A 22,726-nucleotide genomic window follows, 5' to 3' on the forward strand; every position below is an offset into this window, starting at 1 on the left:
CCCAAAATATCCTGGGGGAGGGGGGAAGCCGCAAGGCTTTCACACGGGGGCAACGCCCCCAGCGGCGTCAGCCGCCCCGCACCGTGTCGATCATCAACTGCACATTGTCGGGGTCCGCATCCGGCGTGATCCCGTGACCCAGATTGAAGATATGCGGGCCGTTTTTGAACGCCTCGACAACCTTGCGTGTCTCGTCCACCAGCGCCTGACCACCCGTCACCATATGGCTTGAGGCAAGGTTGCCCTGCACACAGCCATCAACCTGCACATGCTTGGCCGCCCAGTCCGGGCTGACCGAATTGTCCAGTGCCACGCAATCAACCCCGGTGGCCTTGGCAAAACCGATGTAACCGTCGCCGGCCTCACGTGGGAAGCCGATCACCGGGATGCCGGGATGCCGCTCTTTCAGGGCCTGCGTGATGACGCGGGCTGGCTCAACCGCATATTTCTGGAAATCCTCGCCGTTCAGCGACCCGGCCCAACTGTCGAACAGCTTCACCACCTCGGCCCCGGCCTCGATCTGCTTGGAGAGGTATTCGATGGTCGCCTCGGTCAGGCGATCCATCACAGCCTCGAACAACGGCCGGTTCTCGGCCTTCAGCGCGTGGGCTGGTCCCTGATCCTTGGTGCCCTGTCCCGCGATCATATAGGTCGCGACGGTCCACGGCATCCCTGCAAATCCGATCAGCGTGGTCTCGTCCGGCAGTTCGCGGCGCAGGATACGGACCGTTTCATAGATCGGGTTCAGCGTTTCGTGAATGTCATCCTTGCCGACCAGCTTGTCGAAATCCGATTGCTCGGTGATCGTGGACAGGCGCGGGCCCTCGCCGGTGACGAACCACAGATCAGACCCCAACGCCTGCGGCACAAGCAGAATGTCAGCAAACAGGATCGCCGCATCAAACCCATAACGGCGGATCGGCTGCAATGTCACCTCGGCGGCCAATTCAGGGTTGTAGCACAGCTTCAGGAAATCCCCGGCCTCGGCCCGCGTGGCGCGATATTCAGGCAGATAGCGCCCGGCTTGACGCATCATCCAGATCGGAGGGGTGGGCAGCGTTTCGCCCGCAAGTGCGCGTAGGATTGTCTTTTGCTGGGTCATGATGGCGGGCCTTTCCTGTCGGCGTTTCAAGCGTCGTCCCTCACACGCGACAGGATGTCAAGCGCACGGGGTGCCGCAGGCATGGACAGCCCCGATCTTCCGGCGTAAACGAGTGGCATGACACATGCATATCCGACCCCCGACGCCCCCTTGAAAATCGGCACCCGTGGCAGCCCGCTGGCTCTGGCGCAGGCGCATGAAACGCGCCGCCGCCTGATGGCTGCCTTCGATCTGCCTGAAGCGGCGTTCGAGGTGGTGGTCATCCACACCACGGGCGACGACCGCGCGATGATCGCCGCCGACCGCGCGTTGAAGGAAATCGGCAACAAGGGCCTGTTCACCAAAGAAATTGAAGAGGCGATGCTGGACGGTCGCATCGACATCGCGGTGCATTCGATGAAGGACATGCCGACCGCACAGCCTGACGGGCTTGTGCTGGATTGCAACCTGCCGCGTGAAGATACGCGCGACGCGTTCGTGTCGGTCAAATACTCTTCGATTGCCGAACTGCCCAAGGGCGCGGTGGTCGGCACCTCGTCGCTGCGCCGCAAATCGCAGCTTCTGAACCGCCGCCCTGATCTTCAGGTGGTCGAGTTTCGCGGCAACGTTCAGACCCGTTTGAAGAAGCTGCATGATGGCGTGGCCGAAGCCACATTCCTTGCCATGGCCGGCCTGAACCGGCTGGGCATGGACGACGTGCCCAAGACCCCCATCCCGACCGAGGATATGTTGAACGCCGTTGCCCAAGGCGCCATCGGGATCGAACGGCGCGCCGACGACATGCGCGCAAAAGAGATGCTGGATGCGATCCACGACACCCCGACCGGGCAGCGTCTGGCGGCCGAACGCGCCTTTCTTGCGGCACTTGACGGGTCGTGTGAAACGCCCATCGCGGCCCTTGCGACACTGGACGGCGGCACGCTGACCCTGCGCGGTGAAATCTTGCGCACCGATGGGTCACAATCGGAAGCCGGGCAGGTCTCTGGCCCCATTGCCGATGGGCCCGAGATGGGTCGGGCGTTGGCGCGCGAGCTTCTGTCCCGCGTCGATGACGATTTTTTTGACTGGAAGTAAGAACAGGCCCGGCACAACGACCGGGCCTTTCTGCTTCGCGGGACGTCTTACAGGCGTTCGATCGCCAGTGCGATTCCCTGACCGCCGCCGATGCACATGGTGATCAGGGCTTTTGAACCGCCGATTCGCTCCAATTCATACAGCGCCTTGATTGTGATGATCGCGCCGGTCGCGCCCACCGGGTGCCCAAGAGCAATCGCGCCGCCATTGGGGTTCACGCGGGCCGGGTCCAGCCCCAAGCCCTTGTTCACCGCAATGGCCTGGGCGGCGAAGGCTTCGTTTGATTCAATCACGTCGAAATCGGCGACACTCAGTCCGGTTTTCGCCAGCAGGTTTTCAACCGCAGGCACGGGGCCGATGCCCATCACCTCGGGCCGCACGCCGGCATGGCCATAGCCGATGATGCGCGCCATGGGTTTCAACCCCGCGCTTTCTGCCGTGTCGGCGCGCGCCAGCACCAACGCCGCCGCGCCGTCATTGATGCCCGATGCGTTGCCCGCCGTAACGGTGCCATCTTTCTGGAACACGGTGCGCAGACCTGCCAGCGCCTCGGCGGTGGTGGGTTTGGGATGTTCGTCGCGGGCAAACTCGACCGTCTCGCGGCGCTGCTTGACCTCGACGGGCACGATCTGGCTGTCGAAATGCCCGGCTTCGATGGCGGCGGCGGCGCGTTTCTGGCTTTCCAGCGCAAAGGCATCCTGATCTTCACGGCTGACCCCATTCTCGGCGGCGACATTTTCAGCTGTCACGCCCATATGCCCGGTGCCGAAGGGGCAGTTCAGCGCGCCCAGCATCATGTCCTGCGCGCCGGTGTCGCCCATTTTCTGGCCCCATCGGGCCTGCGGCAGGATATAGGGCGCGCGGCTCATGCTTTCAGCACCACCGGCCACACCATAATCGGCGTCCCCCAGCATCAACGATTGCGCAACAGACACCACAGCCTGGAGCCCGGACCCGCACAGGCGGTTCACGTTCATCGCGGGGGTTGTATCGGGAATACCGGCTTCGATCATCGCGACCCGTGACAGATACATATCCCGCGGTTCTGTGTTGATGACATGACCAAAGACCACATGGCCGATCTGGCCGGGTTCAATGCCTGCCCGCACCATCGCTTCGCGCGTGACATGCGCGCCCAGGGTGCTGGGCGGGACGGCGGCCAGACTGCCGCCAAACGTGCCGATGGCGGTGCGCGCGCCGCCAAGAATTACGATATCGGACATGAGAATCCCCCGTTTGTTTGGTTCGGGAAAAAGAATTGCACGTTCCGGGGGGCTTGTCGCCCTGAACGCTCCGTCAGAATGGTGACGGGTCAGTCCTCGTTCCGGATTTCAGGGCCGAGCGCGGCGATAAGCTGTGACACCCGGGTGCGAAACTGCGCGTCTTCGGCACCCAGAAGTTGGGACAGGTGTTCTTCGTAGCGGTGGGCGATGGGCGTCAGAGCCTCGATCATCTCGCGCCCCTTGGGTGTCAGGCTCAGTTCGACAAGGCGCCGGTCCTGCGGATTCACCGTTTTGGTGACATAACCTGCCGCTTCAAGTCGCGAGGCGGCGCGGCTGACCTTGGGCTTGTCCATGTCGACGCGCTGATGAATCTCGCGCACGCTGACGCTGTCGGCCTGGCTCAGATGCGCCACGACACGCCATTCCGACACCGAAATGCCATAGGCATTCCGGTAATGCCGCGAAAAGCCGTCGCTGACACGACTGGACAGCACCGCCAACTGATAGGGCAGGAAATCATCAAGCTTGAATGAGGTCACGCGCGCACCTTTCGTTTCGTTCCCAACAGGTTGCCCTTAACTCCACGACAAGGCAAGAGATGCGCGGCGGTCGCGGATCAGACCCATTTGGCCATCGGCGGAAGGCTCATCAGGACCGCATTGGCGTCATGGCCGGTGGCCAGGCCAAACTTGGTGCCGCGATCATAGACAAGGTTGTATTCCGCATAGAGCCCGCGGTGGATCAACTGCTTGTCCTTGTCCGCATCCGTCCAGGGCGTGTCGCAGCGTTTTTCGGTGACCGGCACGAAGGCGGGCAGGAAGGCGCGGCCCACATCCTGGGTGAAGGCGAAATCGGCTTCCCAGTCGCCAGTGTTCAGGTCGTCATAGAAAATGCCACCCACCCCGCGTGCCCGTCCCCGGTGTGGCACGAAAAAGTATTCGTCAGCCCAAGCCTTGAATTTGTCGTAATAGCTCAGGTCATGGCGCTGGCAGGCGGCGTCAAGCTGGCTGTGGAAATGCGCCGTGTCTTCGGCATACTCGATGCAAGGGTTTAGGTCGGCACCGCCGCCGAACCACCAGGCGTTCGGGGTCCAGAACATGCGGGTGTTCATGTGCACCGCCGGCGTGTGCGGGTTTTGCATATGCGCCACAAGGCTGATGCCCGAGGCCCAGAAACGCGGATCATCCTCGATCCCCGGTACGCCGCGGGCGGCCATGGCGTTTTGTGCGGATTTACCCAGGGTGCCGTGCACCGTCGAGATGTTGACGCCAACCTTTTCAAAGACACGCCCGCCGCGCATCACGCTCATCAGCCCGCCACCGGCATCCGTGCCGTCATCAGAACGGCGGGTCGTTTCGCTGACTTCGAACCGTCCGGCGGGTTGGGTGGCGAAGGGGCCGGTGGTTTGCGTATCCTCAAGCCCTTCAAAGGCGGCAACGATCTGGTCGCGCAGATCGCGAAACCATGTGCTCGCGCGGGATTTCTGATCTGCCATTGTGTCGGTCATGTCACGGGCCTTTCGCTGTGGTGGTCGTCCTTTTGGGCAGGGGCTATCAGTATTTCCCCCTGCCGCAAAGGCGCGTTTTTTGTATGATTGGCACCATCCCGCCCCCTGCCGCAAGCCCGGAGGATCCATGCGCCCGTTGCCCATTGCTGCCGCCACCCTGCTGATCGTCGCAGCGTGCCAGTCAACAACACCGCGCGCGACCGAAGCACCGCCGCCAGTGAAGGCGGCACAGAAAGGGTGTTCCGCCAATGCTGCAAGGGAATACCAGCGGATCGACCAGAAGATTGCCATTTTGGAAAAACAGGCAGCGCGCGGGTATCGCACCAGCAACACGGTCGTCCGGGTCGCCAACCCGCTGAAGCTGTGCACGGGGGTCGTGCCGCTGGTCGCGGTCTGCCTGCCGACGCCCAGGCCAAAATCAACCCTTCCGAGCTATCAGGAGCATCAGGCCATGCAAAAAGAGCTGGACAGGTTGACGGCGCGCAAGGCGGCTCTGGCCGCCTGTGCCACGTAAGCACGTAAGCCAGGGTCAGTGGGCCGGGTTGCCCACCGCGTCCAGCAAGCTGCGCCCGCCATCGACGGTCAGGATGTGCCCGGTCATGAACCCGGCCCCTTCCGATGACAGGAACTGCACGGCTTCGGCCACTTCTTTGGCGGATGCAATCCGGCCCAGAGGTGTGCCTTCCAGAATGTCCTCGCGGGTTTCACCGGCCTCGCGGATCGTGTCGCGCAGGCTGGCGCTCATCACGGAACCGAAGGCGACCGCGTTCACGCGAATGCGGTGCGCGGCCAGTGCAACCGCCAAAGAGCGGGTCATCTGATCCAGCGCCGCGCTGGCGATCGAATAGGCCATCAGCCCCGGCTGGGTGCGGCTGGCCGCGATCGAGGACAGGTTCACAATGGCACCCAACGGTGTGCTTTGATCGTCATCGTCAAGGTCCTCGCCCTGCTGGATCATCCGTTTGGCGACCAGCTGGCTGAGCCGCAGGCTGGTCATCAGGTTCTGATCCAGCAGGATTTGCACCGCCTTGTTGTCGGCATCCAATGGATCGGTCAGCATCACCTGCCGCGAGGCGTTGACCAATATGTCGACCCGTTCGAACGCATCGATCGTGGCCGACAGCAGGTTCGCGATGGTCAGCTTTTCGCGCAGGTCGCCTGCGAAGATGCGCGTGTTGGACGGTTCGTCGGCGTCACTGTCGGGATTCGGACCCCATTCATCCAGAAGCCGCGCTTCGTCCATATCGGCGCAAATGACATTGGCACCGTTGTCGACGAAATGGCGGGCGATGGACAGGCCGACACCATTGGCGGCACCTGTGATGATGGCGGTCTTGCCAGCGATGGAAAAGGACATGCGTGCCTCCTGATTCCCGGTGAGCCTAGCTGATCCTAGCGTCGTGTGCGACGGGGCTTAATGCCGCTGAGCAGCTTGAACCCGGGCGTGCCGCCCAGGTCTTCGACGGTGCCGAACTGTTCCGTCAACGTATCCTCGTATGGCAAATGGCGGTTGGCGACCATCACGAACCGCCCTGACGGGGTCAACATCGCAGCGGCGGCGCGAATAAAAGCGCGCCCAAGCTCGGGATCGCCCGTGCGCCCGGTGTGAAACGGCGGGTTCGAGATCACAACGTCATAGGGCTGTGCCGGGCGATACTGTGTCGCATCCACCCAGATGAATTGGGCGCGGGGGTCGTCCAGGTTCAGCCGGGCGCAGTCCAGAGCGACAAGGTCCGCTTCGATCAGGTCCAGCGCAGTGACACCGGGCCGCAACAGAATGTGGTGTGACAGATATCCCCAGCCCGCGCCCAGATCGGCCACCCGACCGGTGATGTCATCAGGCATGGCGGCGGCCAGAACAGCCGATCCCTTGTCGATGCCGTCGGCAGAAAAGACGCCAGGGCGGGTGATGAACCCGTCTTCAAGCCGCGTGTCGGCCGCACTCCAGTCGGATACATCGGCGGTGTCAAACCAGATCAGCTTGCCATGCGCCTTTGACAGCGTGCCAAGCAGGTTTGCTTTTTTCCTGATCGCTTTCAGCAGGCTGTCAATGCCGTCGGTCTTTTGTCCGTCCAGCAACACCAGCCCGCCTCCGGTCGCCGTTGTGGCTGCAGCCACCCACGCCTGTGCCTGCGATTTGGACCGTGGGGCGCAAACCAGTGCGGCGGCATATCCGTGATCGGGCAGGGCGGACACGGTGTCAAACCCGCGTGCCGTCCAGCGGGCATGATCGGGGAAGAGCCGGCAATAGATGGTCACGCGATCCTTGGGCAGCGCGGACAGATCATGCTGTGCACTGGGACCGATCACCAACAGACGCCCGTGCTGCGGAAATGATAAGGCGCCATCGCGCAGGGCAAGGGACAGTCGAGTGTGAAGCATGGCGGGGGCCGCTGGCGCGGCTACTCCTTTTCCATGGTGCATTGCAGCGGGTGCTGGTGTTCACGCGCCAGATGCATCACCTGCGTGACCTTGGTTTCGGCCACTTCGTGCGAGAAGACACCGACCACTGCCAGCCCCTTCTTGTGCACGGTCAGCATAAGCTCGAATGCCTGCGCGTGGTTCATTCCGAAAAAGCGTTCAAGCACCATGACAACGAATTCCATCGGGGTGAAGTCGTCGTTCAAAATCAGAACCTTGTACATCGGTGGCCGCCTGGTCTTCGGCTTCGTGACCACCGCAAGGCCTGCATCTCCGTCATCGGCACCGTCGCCTTGTGACATGATGAAGGGCTGTTTGGCCATGTTGGCATTGCTCCGATAGATGTGATTGGGCCGCTATGCACTCAGAATATATTGTCGCTGCCGCCAAAGAAAAGGGGCAAGGCGCGGGGTCTTGGGTAAGCCACATACAAAATGGATCGCAAAGTCTCAACACTTGGTTTCAAACGGCAAAACGGGCCGGGGGTTGAGACTGGTGTTCCCAAAATTTTCCCAGGTCTCGACCCGAAAAGGGCGGGTAGGAACCAAGATATAGGCCTAGGATCGCGCGCCGCCACAACATATTCCGCCCGTGTCCCGCAGGTCACGAATTAGCGCATTGAAAATAAGGTGTTTTCTCGCGCGCAATCTTCGTGTTACGCTGAAAAAAACAAATCAGCCGGACGCAAAGATCCAGGCGATTGAGGCAGAAAAGGTGGACGACGTGCATTTACGTCCGTGGCAGTGGGCCCGTTTTGGGCTGGTTCTTGCAGTAATTCTCTGTACCGTTCAGGTTGTGCCGAAACAGGCGCATGCCGCGCCCTATGCGGCGATGGTGATTGATGCCCGCACCGGTGAGGTGCTTCATTCGCGCAACGCCGACACGCAGCTTCACCCGGCATCCCTGACCAAGATGATGACGCTTTACATCGCGTTCGAGGCCATCAAACGCGGCGAGATTTCACCTGATACAGTGGTGACGATCACCGGCAAGGCCGCCGCCGAGCCGCCGTCAAAACTGGGTCTGCGCAAGGGCCAGAAGATCAAGTTCCGATACCTGATCCGGGCCGCGGCCGTGAAATCCGCAAATGACGCCGCCACCGCCATCGGCATCGCGATTTCCGGCTCGGAAGCGGCCTTTGCCCGGCGCATGAACCGGACCGCAAAGGCGCTGGGCATGACGCGGACGCATTTCAAGAACGCCCATGGCCTGACTGAAAACGGGCACCTTTCCACCGCGCGTGACATGACCACGCTGGGCCGGCATCTGTTTTATGACCACCCGCAATACTACAACCTGTTTTCACGCATCACCACGGATGCTGGAATGAAGGCGGTGTCGAACACCAATCGCCGTTTCCTGAGCAGCTATAAGGGGGCGGACGGGATCAAGACGGGATATACCCGCGCAGCCGGGTTCAACCTTGTCGCCTCGGCCGAACGCGGGTCCGAGCGGATCATCACAACCGTGTTCGGGGGTCGATCGACCGCGACGCGCAATGCGAAGGTGGCCGAGCTGATGGACCTTGGCTTCCGCCGCGCGCCCAGCCGGGCCCCGGTGCGCAAGCCCGCGCTTCCGGTCTATGCCGCCATGGACACGGATCTGGACGCGCCCGGCGGCGCCGGCAAGACCATCCGCCTGATCACGGCGGTCAAGGTCAGCCCGCGCCCGACCCCGCGCCCTGTCACGCAGGATCCGGCCGCGCAGGCCCAGCTTGCGGCGCTGACCGAAAGCATCAAGGATGCGGTCGTGACGGCCATTGCCGAGCCCGAACCGGTCGTTGTGGCCGAAGCCGCACCGGCACCTGCACCCGCTGCGCCTCCGGTGACCGAAACTGCGATCGATGCTGAAGAGCCTTTGGCCGAGATCGTCGCTTCGGCCGCACCAGCGCGCCCCGCCATGCCCAAGGCGCAGCCACTTTTCACCGGGACCGCCGCACCGGCCAGTGCAGCGCCGGTTGCCGTGGCAGCCCCCGTGACCGTATCCGCCCCGCCAGCGCGCCCCGAAGCCATCGTGCTGACTTCGCTTCAGCCGCAGGCCGAATCACCCGCCGAACCCGAAGTGGTGACGCGCATGTCGACCTCGGGCGGGCGTCACTGGGCGATCAATGTCGGGGTGCTTGGGTCACGCTATCAGGCGGAACGGACGCTGTTGAAAACCGCGTTGAAAGAGATCGACACGCTGGACGAGGCGCTGCGCAAGGTTGTGCGCCGCTCGAACGGCTGGCACGCGAATTTCGTCGGAATGACCGAAGCACAGGCCGATCTGGCTTGCCGTCGCTTGAACGCCCGCAACACGCGCTGCAAAGTGCTTGGGCCGTCCTGAACCGGCGCCTTGGTTACTCTGAAACGCCTTCTACGGCCTTGATGTCGAAGGCCGCCGCCATCAGGGCGCGAGTGTAATCGGTTTGTGGATTGTCAAAGATCTGGTCCGCCGGTCCGCTTTCCACGACGTCGCCCGCACGCATCACCAGAACCTTGTGCGACAGCGCACGCACCACGCGCAGGTCGTGCGAGATGAACAGATAGGCCAGCCCGTGCTTCTTCTGCAGCTCGCGCAGCAAGTCCACGATCTGCACCTGCACGGTCATGTCCAGCGCCGAAGTCGGTTCGTCCAGTACCACCAGTTTCGGGCGCAGGATCATCGCCCGTGCAATCGCGATACGTTGACGTTGCCCGCCGGAAAACTCGTGCGGGTAACGGTCCATGGTGGCGGGGTCCAACCCGACTTCGCGCATGATCTCGGACACCATCTCGCGCCGGTCGCGACCCGGTTCAAGCCCATGGACGGACAGGCCCTCGGCGATGATTTCTTCCGCTGTCATGCGTGGGGAGAGCGAGCCATAGGGGTCTTGAAACACGATCTGCATGTCACGGCGCAGGGGCTGCAACTGGCGTGACTTGCGGCCCTGTATATCCTCGCCCAGAAACACCACTGGCCCGTCCGAGCTGATCAGCCGCATGACCGCCAGCGCCAGCGTGGTCTTGCCAGATCCGCTTTCGCCCACAATCCCCACGGTTTCCCCCGCGCGGACCGAGAAGCTGGCGGCGTTGACCGCCTTCACATGCCCCACCGTGCGCCGCAGAAGGCCGCGTTGGATCGGGAACCAAATGCGCAAATCCTTGGTGTGGGCAATCTCGAGCGCGTCCGCTGGGACGGGGTCGGGGCGGCCCTGTGCCTCGGCGTTGATCAGGGTACGGGTGTAGTCATGGCGCGGATTGGCAAACAACTCGGCGGTTGGACCTTCCTCGACAATCACGCCGTCCTTCATCACGCAGACCCGATCCGCGATCTTGCGCACGATACCAAGGTCGTGAGTGATGAACAAAAGGCTCATCCCCTCGCTTTCCTTGAGGTCCGCCAGAAGGTCGAGGATCTGCGCCTGAATGGTCACGTCCAGCGCCGTGGTCGGTTCGTCCGCAATCAAAAGCTCCGGCCCGTTTGCCAACGCCATGGCGATCATCACGCGTTGGCGTTGCCCGCCGGATAACTGGTGTGGATAATGCGCCAGCCGCGTTTCGGCATCACGAATACCGACCTTGTTCAGCAGCTCCAGAATCCGCGCGCGCACCGCGTCGCCTCTCAAGCCCTGATGCAGTTCAATCGACTCGGTCAGTTGTTTTTCGATCGTGTGCAGCGGGTTCAGCGATGTCATCGGCTCCTGAAAGATGAAGCTGATATCGTTGCCGCGCACGTCGCGCAGGGTCGCGGGCGAGGCGCCGATCATCTCGCGCCCGTCATAGGTGATCGACCCGCTGATCTGCGCGCTGTCGGGCAGAAGCGACACGGTCGACAGGGCGGTGACGGATTTGCCGGAGCCGCTTTCGCCCACGATGGCGACGGTTTCGCCTTTGTTGACCTGGAAGCTGACACCACGCACGGCGGGGTGAAGCTCTCCGTCCTGACGGAAGCCTACATGCAGGTCTTTGACGTTCAGAACGCTCATTGAAAGGTCTTTCGCGGGTCAAACGCGTCGCGCACGCCTTCGAAGATGAAGACAAGCAGCGACAGCAGGATTGAGAAGGTCAGGAAGGCGGTGAAGCCCAGCCACGGCGCTTGCAGATTGGCCTTGGCCTGCCGGGTCAACTCGCCCAGAGACGGGGCCGACGAGGGCAGGCCGAACCCCAGAAAATCCAGTGTGGCCAGGGTCGAGATCGTGCCGGTGATGATGAAGGGCAGCATGGTCAGCGTGGCGACCATGGCGTTGGGCAGCACGTGGCGGAACATGATGACGCGGTTGGCGACACCCAAAGCGCGGGCGGCGCGGACATATTCGAAGTTGCGCGCGCGCAGGAACTCGGCGCGGACGACGCCCACCAAAGCGGGCCATCCGAACAGCACGGTCACAAAGACCAGCAGCCAGAAACTTCGCCCCAGGATCGCGAACAGGATGATGATCACGTAAAGCGATGGGGTCGAGCTCCAGATCTCAAGGATGCGCTGAAAAACAAGGTCCACCCAGCCGCCGAAATAGCCTTGGATTGCGCCCGCCGCTATGCCGATGATCGAGGTCAGGACGGTGACGATGATGGTGAAGAAAACCGACAGCCGGAAACCATAGATCACCCGTGCCGCCACATCGCGCGACGTGTCATCTGTGCCCAGGATGTTCTGGCTTGTGGGCGGCGATGGCACCGCGCCGCCCGTGTCCACGATGGTGGTATAGCTGTAGGGGATCGGGGGCCAGAGCAGCCAGCCCTTGTCGATCTCGACCCCGTTCACGATGCCCGTTTCGGCCTGCGCGATCACGTCCTCGGGGTCGTCCCAGCAATCTTCCAGCCCGCCAGATTTGATCAGGCATTGCACCTCGATGTCATCATAATTGGCTTCCGTCCTGAAATCGCCACCGAACGTGGTTTCGGGGTAGAATTTGAAAATCGGGGCATAAAGCTCGCCCTGATAGCTGACGAGGATGGGCTTGTCGTTGGCAAGGAACTCGGCCAGAAGCGACAGGCCAAACAGGATGCAGAACAGGATCAGCGACCAGAACGCGCGGCCATTTCGGCGGAAATTGCGCCAGCGTCGTTGGTTGAGGGGGGACAGCGCCATGATCAGACCTCGCGCCCTTCAAAGTCGATGCGCGGATCGACGAAGACATACATGAGGTCCGACAGGATGCCGACCAGAAGGCCGATCAGGCCAAAGACGAACAGCGTGCCGAAAATGACGGGGTAGTCGCGCTGCAACGCGGCCTCGAATCCCAACCGGCCCAGCCCGTCCAGCGAGAACAGCGTTTCGATAATGACCGAGCCGCCGAAAAAGACGCCAAGGAACACCGCCGGGAAGCCCGCGATTACGATCAACATCGCGTTGCGGAAGACGTGACCATACAGAACACGGTGTTCGGTCAGGCCCTTGGCGCGGGCGGTGACCACGTATTGCTTCTTGATCTCGTCCAGAAAGCTGTTCTTGGTCAGCAGCGTCAGGGTTGCGAAACTTGCGATGGTCGATGCGAGCACCGGCAGCGTGATGTGCCAGAAATAATCGACGATCTTGCCCCAAAGGCTCAGCTCGTGCCAGTTGTCCGAGGTCAGGCCACGCAGCGGGAACCATTGCAGGTATGACCCGCCCGCAAAGACCACCAGCAGAAGGATGGCGAACAGGAAACCGGGGATGGCATAGGCCACGATGATCACACCCGAGGTCCACGTATCAAACTTCGACCCATCCCGCACCGCTTTGCGCACGCCAAGCGGGATCGAGATGATATAGGCGATGACTGTCGACCACAGACCCAGCGTGATCGAAACGGGCAGCTTTTCCGCGACCAGTTCAAAGACGCCGATGGACCGGAAATAACTTTCCCCGAAATCGAACCGCACATAGTTCCACAGCATTGAAAAGAAGCGTTCGACCGGGGGTTTGTCGAAGCCGAATTCCTTTTCCAGTTCGGCAATGAATTCCGGCGGCAAACCCCGCGCGCCCAGATAGCGTTCATCCCCGCCGCCACCTGCGCCTGCATCCGCACCGCCGCCTGCGATGGTGGCAAACACGTCGCCTTCGCCCTCCATCTGGGCGATGATCTGTTCGATGGGGCCACCGGGGACAAATTGGGTCAGCGTGAAGTTGATCACCATGATCCCGAAAAGGGTCGGGATGATCAGAAGAAGCCTGCGCAGAATATATGCGCCCATTTGGGTCTCGCTCTCTTATTCGTGCCGTGGTCGTGCGCGGCCTAGCGCAGCACGCCGTCTGCCTTCAGTTTTTCTGCTTTTTCTGCGTTAAACCACCAAAAGTCCAGATAGCCCAGATCGTAGGGTGGCATAGGGTCTGGATGTTCGAACTGGTCATAATAGGCGACCGTGTGCTTGTTCTTGTACCACTGCGGCACAACGATCCGCATCGCGCGCATCACCCGGTCCAGCGCTTTGGTCGCGGTGACCAGTTCTTCCTTGGTGTCGGCGTTGCGAATGACCTCGATCAACGCATCCACTGCCGGATCCGCCACCCCGGGGGAGTTGAAGACGGAAACAGCCGCATCCTCGGAGCCGAAAGCCTGCGCCAGATTGCTGCCGGGTTCATTGCCGAAGGCCAGTTGGTCGGTGATGATGTCGTAATCGAACGCATAGCGACGATCGACGAACTGCGAGGTATCCACCCGGTTCAACACTGCATCAACCCCGATCTTGCGCAGGTTTTCCACGTAAGGCGTAATCACCCGGTCGAAAGTGGGCGAGAAGGTCAGAAACTCGACTTTCAGCGTATTGCCTGCCGCGTTTCGGCGCATGCCGTCATTGCCGACAGTCCAGCCTGCGTCCTCCAGCAGGCGCGAGGCTTCGCGGGCGTTGCGCCGGTCAAACTGCTTGTTGCCGGATGTGGGGGCCATGATGGCTTCGCCCAACGCACCGTCTGGCAATTTGTCGGCCAAGGGGTCCAGCAAGGCCAGTTCTTCTGGCGATGGCAGTCCCGTCGCTTCGAGATAGGAGTTTTCGGCAAAGCTGTTTACCCGCTCGTATAGGCCATAGAACAGCGCCTCGTTCGACCAGGTGAAGTTGAACATCAACCCGATGGCCTGGCGCACGCGAATGTCCTGAAATTTCTCGCGGCGCAGGTTGAAGACGAAGCCCTGACCCGAGGCCTGGTTGCCGTCGTCCAGCTCGGCCTTTATCACATGGCCGTTCTTGACCGCCGGGAAATCATAAGACGTGGCCCATTCCTTCGAGCTGTTTTCGACGCGGAATGTATAGCTGCCGGATGAAAACCCCTCCATCGCCGCGTTGCTGTCGGCGAAATATTCGACCCGGATCGTATCAAAGTTCCAGCGCCCCTTGTTGATCGGCAGGTCCGCCCCCCAGTAATCGGGGTTGCGCTTGTAGACGATGCGCTGATTGATCTGATAGCTGTCCAGCGCATAGGGGCCGGTGGCCATCGCCTGTTCCAGGCGGCTTTCATCCAACCGCGCGCCGGATTCCTCGAACCATGCTTTCGACATTACCGGGGTTGACCCGGCCTGCCCGATACGGTCACGAACGGACGAGTCCGGATTGAAGGTGAACTTGACACGCTGCGCATCCAGCGCCTCAACGCCCGAGATGATCCGGCTGACCCCTTCGCGGAAGCTGATCAGCCCCTGTTCCATGAACAGGTTGTGGGTAAAGACCACATCCTCCGCCGTCACGGGGCTGCCATCGGCAAAGCGCGCTTCGGGGCGCAGGGTAAAGATCACCCAGCTTTGATCTTCCGGGTATTCCAGGCTTTCGGCGAGCAGGCCATAGACGGTTCCAATCTCGTCCGCGGTGCCGGTCATCAGCCGTTCGACGTTGCTGGACGCGAGCGCCCCCGGAACCCCCTTGCGGGCATAGGGGTTGAAGCTGTCAAAGGTGCCGCTTTCCGAGGCAATGATGATCTCGCCGCCCTTCGGCGCATCGGGGTTCACATAGTCAAGATGCGTGAAATCCGGGCCGTATTTCGGCGTTCCGAAATAGGAATAGGCATGTGATTTGATGGTCGTTTCGGCCCCGGCACCTAACGGCAGAAACAGAAGCACCAGCCCGGAAAGGGCGCCTTGCAAAGCCTGCCTGCGGGTTGGGAAAACAGTGGCGATGGTGCGGGGCCGGGCTGGCTTCATCGGGATCTCCTTCAGCGGATCGACGAAAATCGTTTTGAATAAGCTAAAGGGGGTGCCCGATAAACTGCAAGGCGCGATTTGGTGATCGGGCGAAATCTGTGACGCCGTACAAAGAAAAAGGGCCGCCCCGGTTCCGGGCGGCCCAGAAACACATGTACTTCAGCGGTTAGCCGCCAATAGTTTGCAGATATGCGATCAGATTTGCGCGATCTTCTTCTTTCTTCAAACCGGCATAGGTCATCTTGTTGCCCGGTGCATAGGCTTTCGGGTTGGCCAGCCATTCGTTCAACTCGTCAGCCGTCCAGCTTCCGTCAAGACCGGCCAAAGCGTCGGAATAGTTGAAGTCGGCGACATTCGCGATCTGACGATCAACGATGCCGTACAGGTGCGGTCCGGTGCCGTTGGCGCCATCTTCCAGCTTGTGACAGGCGCGGCATTTGCCCCAGACCTTTTCACCCTTGGCAGGATCCGCAGCGGCCAGCAGGTCGGCAAAGGGCACGGCCTCTTCTTCTTCCTCGGCTGCATCGCCATCCGTTTCGGTTGCGATCATATAACCGGTCTCGGTGTGACCGTCTTCGCCACCGTGGCCACCGGCCTCGGTCGAATACAGACTGTCTGCCGCCCAGGAGCCCAGCAAAAAGAACAGGAGGGCACCGATTACAGCGGCCCCGGCTTTCGTCATTGTCATTGTGTCGAACATGTCGCGTTCCGTCTCATCCAAAGTCAAAAGCCTTCTAGCCGCTTCCATTGCCATGTTTCAAGCGATATGAGGCGCGATGTGTTGCACTTTAACGCTAACCGGCAGAAGGGGGCCGCGAAATGACCAGCCGTATCGCCTTTCAGGGGGAACCCGGCGCTTATTCGCACGAGGCCTGCCTGGCCGCCCGCCCCGACATGGACCCGATGCCCTGCGAATCCTTTGAAGAGGTGATCGCAGCGGTGCGCGGCGGGACAGCCGATCAGGCGATGCTGCCGATTGAAAACACCACCTATGGCCGGGTTGCCGACATTCACCGCCTGCTGCCCGAAAGCGGGTTGCACATCCTGGACGAGGCTTTCGTGCGCGTGCGGATCAGCTTGCTTGGTTTGCCCGGGGCGAAGGTGGACGACATCAAGACCGTGCGCGCCCATTTGGTGCTGATCCCACAATCGGCGGCGTTCCTGAAAAGCCACGGCATACGCGGTGTTTCTGCGGCTGACAGCGCGGGGGCGGCGGCGAAGCTCGCCCGGACAAAGGCTGAAGGCGAGGGCGTTCTTGCCTCGGCCCTGGCTGCCGAAATCTACGGGCTGGATGTGCTGGCCGAAGATGTGGAAGACCATGGCCACAACACGACACGCTTCGTCATCATGGGGCGTGAAGCTGATCACAGGCGGCGTGGCGACCATGGCATGATGACAACCTTTGTGTTCGAAGTGCGCAACATCCCCGCGGCGCTTTACAAGGCGATGGGCGGGTTTGCGACGAATGGCGTGAACATGACCAAGCTGGAAAGCTATATGGTGGACGGATCCTTCACCGCCACACGCTTTTATGCTGATATCGAGGGCCACCCGGACGACCACCCGGTGCAGCTTGCGCTGGAGGAACTGGCCTATTTCACCTCGTCGCTGGACATTCTGGGCGTCTATCCCCGCGATCCGGCCCGGGACTGACCTCGCGCCTGACTGACCCCGGGTGGCGGGTCAGCGAATAGGGTGGGCAGTGGTCCGGTACCGGTTTTCGATCGACATGGCGTATTTCGCCACCCGTTTGCGATAGCGTTTTACCAGCGTGGCACGTGCCAGTTTCATGGATTGCAACAGCAGTCGCGCCGGAATGGTTCTGGGGCGCATGTCGATGCTCATGATCATACGGGTGCGGTTGCGTGACAGCGACAAGAGTTCGACCTCGACCGTGGCCTCGATCCCCGAGATTTTCGAGAACAGCTCGATCTGGTGCGGTGCCTCATAGGTTTTCAGCAGCATATCCGCCGTTCGGGTCCGGTTGCGATACGGAAACGAGGCGTGCCAGGTCATGCCCTGCCCCGGCGCCGTCAGGGTGTCGGTGCGCGTCACCTCGGCCCCGCGGCGCAGGGCGGCACGTTCCATACTGTCGAAATCCGACACGGCTTCGAACACCTGCTCCAACGTGGCCTCGATGTCTTCGCGGGTCTTGAACTTCATGCGGGTCTCATTGGTTTCGGGCGATCCTGCATCGGTTTTGGTCCTAATCCAACCGGTCTGCAAGCCAGTTTGTCAGCAGAAAATGGGCTATGGAGCCTTTTCTGGCCGGCAACATATCAGGGTTTTGGCCGGCGAACACCTCAAGCATATCCTCGCGCGTGACCCAGCGTGCCTGTTCCAACTCGTCAGGGTCGATCGAAATCTGCGTGGTGGTGGCCAGCCCCCGCGTGCCGATCATCAGCGATGACGGATAGGGCCAGGGCTGCGAGGCCAGATAGTCGACCGCACCGACACGCACGCCGGTTTCTTCAAAGACCTCGCGGCGGGTGGCGGCTTCGATTGTCTCGCCCGGCTCCATGAACCCGGCCAGAAGCGAGAACATTCCCCGGGGCCACAAGGCGTTGCGCCCGATCAGGACGGCGTTGCCATGGGTAATCAGCATGATGACAACCGGATCGGTGCGCGGAAAATGGGGACGCGCGCAGTCCGGGCAATCGCGTTGCCAGCCTGCTTGCACGGGTGTGCTTTTCGCCCCGCAATTGGCGCAGAATCCATGAATGCGGTGCCATTCCAGGATGCTGCGGGCGGTGGCGGCGATCTCGGCCTCAAGCGGGGTCAGGTGTGCCATGACGCCGCGCAATTCGCCAAATCCGCTTGTGTCGGCGGTGTCTGGAAACCGCTGCCAGGTCTGATCGAAAAAAACGGTGGGATCGAGGGCGTCGCCCTCGGCCTCCCAGTCCGAGACATCCAGCGCGAACAGCGGGCCCTGCGGATCGCGACCCAGAAAGACCAGCCCCTTCTGGCGTGCCGCCAGTATCGGGTGATCCAAGGTCAGGAAGGCCAGCGCAAACCTGTGATCCGGTCCCTGGTCGATCAGCGGCTTGCCGCGCCAGAGCGGCAGGATACGCGCGTTGCGGGCCATCCGCGCAAGCTCTGCGGCGTCATTGCGCAGCTCGGTGGCGCGGTCCAGACGCCCGGTGCCGAAGGTCACTTGTTCGGCGATTTTCATGCTCACCTCTGATGCGGTCCCGTTGCGTTTCGGACAAGCTAGCAGGAGGTAGTCGCATATGACATGGGCAAAACAGGGCGATCCGACCAAGCGGTTTCGCCTGCAGGAAGAAAAACACGTTAAAGTTGCGTAAAGCATCTTTCAAAACACCCAAGAATGTTTTTCAATGCTTGAAGCGAGAATCCAGAAGGGCCGAACTTGAGCAGGCAAAAGGAACATTGGCATTGACGCGTGTCGAACAGTGCGTCGAACGGGTCGTTCCGGTGCGCGCCCGGTTGCGTATTCTCGCAACCACGGACCTGCACATGCACATTCTGCCCTATGACTATCTGGCAGACCGACCCGTGGAGGGCTGGGGTCTGACCAACACCGCAGATCTGATTGCACAGGCGCGGGCGGAAGAACCGAACACCATTCTGTTGGACAACGGGGATTTTCTGCACGGCACGGCAATGGGCGATCTGGTGGTCGAGCAATATCGCGCCGCGAGCGGGGCAGATGCCCCCGTGGTGCATCCGATGATCGCGGCGATGGATCATCTTGGATATGATGCGGCGACCTTGGGCAACCATGATTTTGACCGGGGTGTGGCGGTGCTGTTCGATGCCATCGAACAGGCCGGGTTTCCCATTGTCTCGGCCAATACCATCCTGCGCCGGGCCGCAACGCCCTTGCAGGATGCCACGCTGGTCCCGCCCTTCGCCCTGCTGAATCGCAGGATTTCCGACGCAGATGGCGTCATGCGTGATATCCGCATCGGTGTGATTGGGTTCCTGCCACCCGGTTCGTTGAAACTTGGCCATAACTCGGGAACCGCGCCGCAAACCCGTGACATCATCCAGACCGCGCGCTGTTTCGTGCCTTATCTGAAAGCGCGGGGGGCGGATATCATCGTGGCGCTGGCGCATTCCGGGCTGGGAGATGACGTTCATCGCGACGGGATGGAGAACGCCTTGCGCCCCCTGTCGCGTGTTGCCGGGATCGACGCCATCGTCGGGGGGCATTCCCATCAGGTGTTTCCGGACCCCGATGCGCCAGATTTGCGGCCAGATGGGCTGTGCGACCGGTTGAACCATGTGCCGACCATCGTGCCGGGATTCTGGGGGTCGCATCTTGGAGTGATCGACCTTGATCTGACGCGGGATGTCCGTGGTTGGACAGTGGCCGCGGGACACGCCGCGTTGCGCAAGGTTGCGGGGGCAGAGGGCGCTGACACCGTGTCTGGCACAGTGCGGCCGTTTCCAAACTGGGTTCAGCACCTGCATGAAAGCACGTTGAACCATATGCGCACCCCGATTGCCCGCTGCACCACGGATCTGGACAATTATTTCGCGCTTGTCGGCGGCGATTGCGCCACACGGCTTGTGCAAGAGGCGATGCTGGCCTGCGCGCGACAGGTGCAAGCCGACAGGCTGGGCAGCGATCTGCCCGTTCTGGCGTCCAGTGCGCCCTTCAAATCCGGCGGGCTGGCGGGGCCGCAATATTACTCGCGCGTGCGCGCGGGGCAGATGACCCTACGAAGCTTGTCCGACCTTTATGTGTTTCCGAACGAACTGATGCTGGTCCGGGCGACCGGCGCGTATCTGCGGCATTGGCTGGAGCGGTCGGCCAGCCTGTTCAACCAGGTGTTGCCGGGGGAACGGGCCGTGTGGCTGAAAGATGACGGAACACCCGGCTATCTGCTGGAAAGCGTCCTAGGGCTGACCTATCGGATCGACCTGCGCCAACCGGCGCGCTTCACGCCGGAGGGGGCACCCTTGGGGCTGAGCGGCGGTCGGATCGTCGATCTGCGCCACCAGGGACGCAGGGTGCGCGACAACGATGAGTTTTTGCTGGCCACCAGTGATTTCCGTGCCTGCGGTGGTGGCGGATTTCCCGAAGCACCGGAAGATCGCCGCGTGGCCATGCCACCCTTGCCGATCCGGGATGTCCTGAAGGCACATGTTCAGCGGGTCGGGCTGGTCCGGACTGCGCAGGATCCGATCTGGCGGTTCTCCGAGGTTGCGGGCGCCAGCATCCGGTTCAAGACGTCGCCCGATGCCCGCCATGTAACCGGGCGATTCCCGTGGTTGCCGATCCGTAATGTGCAAACCCACGATGAACGTGGCTTTGCACATTACGAGATGGAACTCTGAGGCTTGCATCGGTCAAGGTGGCCTCATATATGGGAGGCGAGAGGTTGGCGCGGGCAGGCGCCTCGCCAATCTGGTCAGGTCCGGAAGGAAGCAGCCACAACGAGCCCCGCTTGGGTCGTGTTCAGCCTCTCACCCAGTTTCAATTGCTAAGCAATTGAAACACCGACAGGCGAAACGAAGTTTTGCCGAGCCGGTGCAGCCAAAAGGCCCGCGGAAGATGCTGGTCAACGAACGGAGGGATATCATGATTGCCGCCACCCCCCTTCGGGCAGGAATTTGCTAAGCGGGTATATCCCCTTTCTGCCTGAGCACGCACATCCCAAGCCGCTTTTGCGCGCGGGGTGAAACGCCATGCTGAAACAGGCAAACCAATGACATATCAATTGACGGACCTTGGATGGTCGTCCTTCTTTCAGACCCAGCGCGAGGCCGCGCCGGAGCTGACCCCTTACCGGATCACCGAAATTCACCGCAGCCGCATGACCGCACTGGGTGAGACGGGCGAGGCGACGCTGACCTCGCCCAGACTGGCGGCAGGAGAGCTGGCGGTGGGAGACTGGGTGATGGTTGACCCAGAAATGCGGATCCAGCAGGTGCTGGAGCGGAAATCTCTGCTGCAACGGCGCGCGGCAGGGACCGATGCACAGACGCAGTTGATCGCGTCGAATGTCGACACGTTATTCATCGTGACCTCGTGCAACGAGGATTTCAACATTGCCCGGATCGAACGGTTTCTGGCACTGGCACATGAGGCCGGGTGCTATCCGGTATTGGTCCTGACCAAGGCCGATCTGTGCGACGATGCCCGCGCGTTCGAGGCCGAGGCACAGGCGCTGGACCCGATGCTGACCATCCTGACGGTGAATGCCCGTGAGGCGTCAGCCGCCGAGGCCGTCGCGGCCTGGTGCAAACCGCCGCAGACTGCGGCCTTCATCGGGTCATCCGGTGTAGGGAAAACCACGCTGACCAACGCGTTGACCGGCGGGGATGCTGCCACCGGTGGCATCCGCGAAGACGACGCCAAGGGCCGGCACGTGACCACCGCGCGCAGTATGCATCCCATGCGGAACGGCGGCTGGATCATCGACATGCCGGGGATGCGCGCCTTGCGCCTGCTGGATACGCGTGAAGGGATCGACAGTGTGTTCGATGACCTGGCCGAATTGGAAGCCCGGTGCAGATTCTCGGATTGTGCCCATGACACCGAGCCGGGATGCGCCGTGCGCGCGGCCATCGAGGATGGAGAGTTGGATCCGGAGCGATTGCAACGCTGGCGAAAGCTGCGGGCAGGCGAGGCCAAGAACACCGAGACCATCGCGGAAAGCCGGGCGCGGGAACGGAAATTCTCGAAAATGGTGAAAGGCGTTGTGAAAGGGTCTGGCAAACGCAAGGGGCGGTAGCGGGTCTTGGGCAGAGGGGCCTTGCCCCTCTGCGCGTGCGCGCATTCACCCCAGGATATTTTTGGCCAGAAGAAGCCGGATATTGGTAGGATCAGCGCCCTGGCCGGGTGGCCCAGATCATTTGCGCGTCCGTTTCGACGGCGCAGGGGCGCGTGCGGCGCAGGCGTGACAGGGCGGTGTCCGGTGGTTCGCCATGTTCGACCATCAGGCGCAGAAGGATCATGCCTGATCGTCCGCATCCGCCCTTGCAATGGGCCAGCACTTTGCCGCCCGAGGCCAGGCTGGCATGAGCGAGGCGTGAGGCATTGGTCCATGACTCGCGGGTTTTCGCCTTCGGGGTGCCGAAATCGGGGATCGGCAGGTGGTGCCACGTGATGCTGGCCTTGGTCAGATCAGCCGGCAGGCTGGATGCGCCATATGCAGCCATTTCTGCAGCAGTGGTCAGGGACAGGACGAGCGATGGGTGCCAGTCCCGGATCACCCCAAGGTCTTCTGAATAGCTGCCCCAGCGCCCTGGAAGTGGACAAATGCCCAGATGCCCGTGTCCCAGGGCGAGGTCTGAGATGGTGAAATTGTTCGGCATAGTTTGCGTTTATCATGTGGGCAGGGTCGATCAAATCAGAG

Annotated in this window: 21 protein-coding genes and 1 other RNA gene; 7 read left to right on the forward strand and 15 right to left on the reverse strand. The window is 61.7% G+C overall.

The window, feature by feature from the left end:
- Window positions 1–67: 67 nt before the first annotated feature.
- Window positions 68–1,102 carry a uroporphyrinogen decarboxylase gene (gene hemE / locus IE188_RS08065; protein WP_191285982.1) on the reverse strand — a complete coding sequence of 345 codons (1,035 nt, stop codon included), beginning with the start codon at window positions 1,100–1,102 and terminating at the stop codon, window positions 68–70.
- A 117-nt stretch (window positions 1,103–1,219) separates the two neighbouring features.
- Between hemE and hemC the strand changes: the two genes are divergently transcribed.
- A complete protein-coding gene (gene hemC, locus IE188_RS08070) occupies window positions 1,220–2,176 on the forward strand; it encodes a hydroxymethylbilane synthase (RefSeq protein ID WP_191285983.1) in 957 nt (318 codons plus the stop codon).
- 47 nt (window positions 2,177–2,223) lie between these two features.
- Here the strand turns inward: hemC and IE188_RS08075 are convergent, their stop codons facing one another.
- From IE188_RS08075 to hemF, 3 genes are all read right to left on the reverse strand, one after another.
- Window positions 2,224–3,399, reverse strand: a complete 1,176-nt coding sequence (locus IE188_RS08075) for an acetyl-CoA C-acyltransferase family protein (RefSeq protein ID WP_191285984.1) — start codon at window positions 3,397–3,399, stop codon at window positions 2,224–2,226.
- Between the two features lie 89 nt (window positions 3,400–3,488).
- Window positions 3,489–3,938: a MarR family winged helix-turn-helix transcriptional regulator gene (locus tag IE188_RS08080; RefSeq protein ID WP_191285985.1), complete on the reverse strand. Its 450-nt coding sequence runs from the start codon at window positions 3,936–3,938 to the stop codon at window positions 3,489–3,491.
- A 77-nt stretch (window positions 3,939–4,015) separates the two neighbouring features.
- Window positions 4,016–4,906 (reverse strand): oxygen-dependent coproporphyrinogen oxidase, encoded by an 891-nt coding sequence (hemF, locus tag IE188_RS08085; protein ID WP_191285986.1) that lies wholly within the window; start codon window positions 4,904–4,906, stop codon window positions 4,016–4,018.
- Window positions 4,907–5,033: 127 nt separating this feature from the next.
- Between hemF and IE188_RS08090 the strand changes: the two genes are divergently transcribed.
- On the forward strand, window positions 5,034–5,420 hold the full coding sequence (locus IE188_RS08090; protein WP_191285987.1) for a hypothetical protein: 387 nt from the start codon (window positions 5,034–5,036) through the stop codon (window positions 5,418–5,420).
- A gap of 15 nt (window positions 5,421–5,435) precedes the next feature.
- Here IE188_RS08090 and IE188_RS08095 read toward each other — a convergent pair whose 3' ends face one another.
- From IE188_RS08095 to clpS, 3 genes are read right to left on the reverse strand one after another with little or no spacing between them, the layout of a single operon-like run.
- On the reverse strand, window positions 5,436–6,263 hold the full coding sequence (locus IE188_RS08095; RefSeq protein ID WP_191285988.1) for an SDR family NAD(P)-dependent oxidoreductase: 828 nt from the start codon (window positions 6,261–6,263) through the stop codon (window positions 5,436–5,438).
- 35 nt (window positions 6,264–6,298) lie between these two features.
- Entirely contained in the window at window positions 6,299–7,288 is a 990-nt protein-coding gene (locus tag IE188_RS08100; protein ID WP_191285989.1) for a class I SAM-dependent methyltransferase, read from the reverse strand.
- Window positions 7,289–7,308: 20 nt separating this feature from the next.
- On the reverse strand, window positions 7,309–7,650 hold the full coding sequence (clpS, locus tag IE188_RS08105) for an ATP-dependent Clp protease adapter ClpS (RefSeq protein ID WP_407648198.1): 342 nt from the start codon (window positions 7,648–7,650) through the stop codon (window positions 7,309–7,311).
- A 400-nt stretch (window positions 7,651–8,050) separates the two neighbouring features.
- On the opposite strand from clpS, the gene IE188_RS08110 reads away from it, so the two are divergent.
- On the forward strand, window positions 8,051–9,652 hold the full coding sequence (locus IE188_RS08110) for a D-alanyl-D-alanine carboxypeptidase family protein (protein ID WP_191285990.1): 1,602 nt from the start codon (window positions 8,051–8,053) through the stop codon (window positions 9,650–9,652).
- A 13-nt stretch (window positions 9,653–9,665) separates the two neighbouring features.
- On the opposite strand, the gene IE188_RS08115 is transcribed toward IE188_RS08110, so the two are convergent.
- The 5 genes from IE188_RS08115 to IE188_RS08135 form a co-directional block, all read right to left on the reverse strand.
- The gene (locus tag IE188_RS08115; RefSeq protein WP_191285991.1) at window positions 9,666–11,273 is read right to left on the reverse strand and encodes an ABC transporter ATP-binding protein; all 1,608 of its coding nucleotides are present in this window, start codon (window positions 11,271–11,273) and stop codon (window positions 9,666–9,668) included.
- Complete coding sequence (locus IE188_RS08120) at window positions 11,270–12,376, reverse strand: ABC transporter permease (protein WP_191285992.1); 1,107 nt, start codon at window positions 12,374–12,376, stop codon at window positions 11,270–11,272. The genes IE188_RS08115 and IE188_RS08120 overlap by 4 nt, the downstream gene beginning before the upstream one ends.
- Before the next feature lie 2 nt (window positions 12,377–12,378).
- On the reverse strand, window positions 12,379–13,461 hold the full coding sequence (locus tag IE188_RS08125; RefSeq protein ID WP_191285993.1) for a microcin C ABC transporter permease YejB: 1,083 nt from the start codon (window positions 13,459–13,461) through the stop codon (window positions 12,379–12,381).
- 41 nt (window positions 13,462–13,502) lie between these two features.
- Window positions 13,503–15,395 carry an extracellular solute-binding protein gene (locus tag IE188_RS08130; protein WP_191285994.1) on the reverse strand — a complete coding sequence of 631 codons (1,893 nt, stop codon included), beginning with the start codon at window positions 15,393–15,395 and terminating at the stop codon, window positions 13,503–13,505.
- 166 nt (window positions 15,396–15,561) lie between these two features.
- Window positions 15,562–16,095 (reverse strand): c-type cytochrome, encoded by a 534-nt coding sequence (locus IE188_RS08135; RefSeq protein ID WP_191285995.1) that lies wholly within the window; start codon window positions 16,093–16,095, stop codon window positions 15,562–15,564.
- Between the two features lie 119 nt (window positions 16,096–16,214).
- Between IE188_RS08135 and IE188_RS08140 the strand changes: the two genes are divergently transcribed.
- Window positions 16,215–17,048: a prephenate dehydratase gene (locus IE188_RS08140; protein WP_191285996.1), complete on the forward strand. Its 834-nt coding sequence runs from the start codon at window positions 16,215–16,217 to the stop codon at window positions 17,046–17,048.
- Window positions 17,049–17,078: 30 nt separating this feature from the next.
- On the opposite strand, the gene IE188_RS08145 is transcribed toward IE188_RS08140, so the two are convergent.
- Both IE188_RS08145 and nudC read right to left on the reverse strand, forming a co-directional pair.
- Window positions 17,079–17,558, reverse strand: a complete 480-nt coding sequence (locus IE188_RS08145; protein WP_191285997.1) for an SRPBCC family protein — start codon at window positions 17,556–17,558, stop codon at window positions 17,079–17,081.
- A gap of 43 nt (window positions 17,559–17,601) precedes the next feature.
- On the reverse strand, window positions 17,602–18,567 hold the full coding sequence (gene nudC / locus IE188_RS08150; RefSeq protein ID WP_191285998.1) for an NAD(+) diphosphatase: 966 nt from the start codon (window positions 18,565–18,567) through the stop codon (window positions 17,602–17,604).
- Between the two features lie 224 nt (window positions 18,568–18,791).
- Between nudC and IE188_RS08155 the strand changes: the two genes are divergently transcribed.
- The 3 genes from IE188_RS08155 (at window position 18,792) to rsgA (ending at window position 22,102) form a co-directional block, all read left to right on the forward strand.
- Window positions 18,792–20,702: a bifunctional 2',3'-cyclic-nucleotide 2'-phosphodiesterase/3'-nucleotidase gene (locus IE188_RS08155; protein WP_191285999.1), complete on the forward strand. Its 1,911-nt coding sequence runs from the start codon at window positions 18,792–18,794 to the stop codon at window positions 20,700–20,702.
- Between the two features lie 37 nt (window positions 20,703–20,739).
- Window positions 20,740–20,837, forward strand: an RNA gene (gene ffs, locus IE188_RS08160) — signal recognition particle sRNA small type.
- Between the two features lie 236 nt (window positions 20,838–21,073).
- A complete protein-coding gene (gene rsgA / locus IE188_RS08165) occupies window positions 21,074–22,102 on the forward strand; it encodes a ribosome small subunit-dependent GTPase A (RefSeq protein ID WP_191286000.1) in 1,029 nt (342 codons plus the stop codon).
- Between the two features lie 91 nt (window positions 22,103–22,193).
- Here the strand turns inward: rsgA and IE188_RS08170 are convergent, their stop codons facing one another.
- The gene (locus IE188_RS08170) at window positions 22,194–22,685 is read right to left on the reverse strand and encodes a phosphatase domain-containing putative toxin (protein ID WP_191286001.1); all 492 of its coding nucleotides are present in this window, start codon (window positions 22,683–22,685) and stop codon (window positions 22,194–22,196) included.
- Window positions 22,686–22,726 lie beyond the last annotated feature (41 nt).

Source organism: Aliiroseovarius zhejiangensis (assembly GCF_014656375.1).
GTDB lineage: Bacteria > Pseudomonadota > Alphaproteobacteria > Rhodobacterales > Rhodobacteraceae > Aliiroseovarius > Aliiroseovarius zhejiangensis.

Coding starts and splice junctions, on each gene's coding strand:
- hemE (WP_191285982.1), bottom strand. CDS start 1,102: ATGACCCAGCAAAAGACAATCCTACGCGCACTTGCGGGCGAAACGCTG.
- hemC (WP_191285983.1), top strand. CDS start 1,220: ATGACACATGCATATCCGACCCCCGACGCCCCCTTGAAAATCGGCACC.
- IE188_RS08075 (WP_191285984.1), bottom strand. CDS start 3,399: ATGTCCGATATCGTAATTCTTGGCGGCGCGCGCACCGCCATCGGCACG.
- hemF (WP_191285986.1), bottom strand. CDS start 4,906: ATGACCGACACAATGGCAGATCAGAAATCCCGCGCGAGCACATGGTTT.
- IE188_RS08090 (WP_191285987.1), top strand. CDS start 5,034: ATGCGCCCGTTGCCCATTGCTGCCGCCACCCTGCTGATCGTCGCAGCG.
- IE188_RS08095 (WP_191285988.1), bottom strand. CDS start 6,263: ATGTCCTTTTCCATCGCTGGCAAGACCGCCATCATCACAGGTGCCGCC.
- IE188_RS08100 (WP_191285989.1), bottom strand. CDS start 7,288: ATGCTTCACACTCGACTGTCCCTTGCCCTGCGCGATGGCGCCTTATCA.
- clpS (WP_407648198.1), bottom strand. CDS start 7,650: ATGGCCAAACAGCCCTTCATCATGTCACAAGGCGACGGTGCCGATGAC.
- IE188_RS08115 (WP_191285991.1), bottom strand. CDS start 11,273: ATGAGCGTTCTGAACGTCAAAGACCTGCATGTAGGCTTCCGTCAGGAC.
- IE188_RS08120 (WP_191285992.1), bottom strand. CDS start 12,376: ATGGCGCTGTCCCCCCTCAACCAACGACGCTGGCGCAATTTCCGCCGA.
- IE188_RS08125 (WP_191285993.1), bottom strand. CDS start 13,461: ATGGGCGCATATATTCTGCGCAGGCTTCTTCTGATCATCCCGACCCTT.
- IE188_RS08130 (WP_191285994.1), bottom strand. CDS start 15,395: ATGAAGCCAGCCCGGCCCCGCACCATCGCCACTGTTTTCCCAACCCGC.
- IE188_RS08135 (WP_191285995.1), bottom strand. CDS start 16,095: ATGTTCGACACAATGACAATGACGAAAGCCGGGGCCGCTGTAATCGGT.
- IE188_RS08140 (WP_191285996.1), top strand. CDS start 16,215: ATGACCAGCCGTATCGCCTTTCAGGGGGAACCCGGCGCTTATTCGCAC.
- IE188_RS08145 (WP_191285997.1), bottom strand. CDS start 17,558: ATGAAGTTCAAGACCCGCGAAGACATCGAGGCCACGTTGGAGCAGGTG.
- nudC (WP_191285998.1), bottom strand. CDS start 18,567: ATGAAAATCGCCGAACAAGTGACCTTCGGCACCGGGCGTCTGGACCGC.
- rsgA (WP_191286000.1), top strand. CDS start 21,074: ATGACATATCAATTGACGGACCTTGGATGGTCGTCCTTCTTTCAGACC.
- IE188_RS08170 (WP_191286001.1), bottom strand. CDS start 22,685: ATGCCGAACAATTTCACCATCTCAGACCTCGCCCTGGGACACGGGCAT.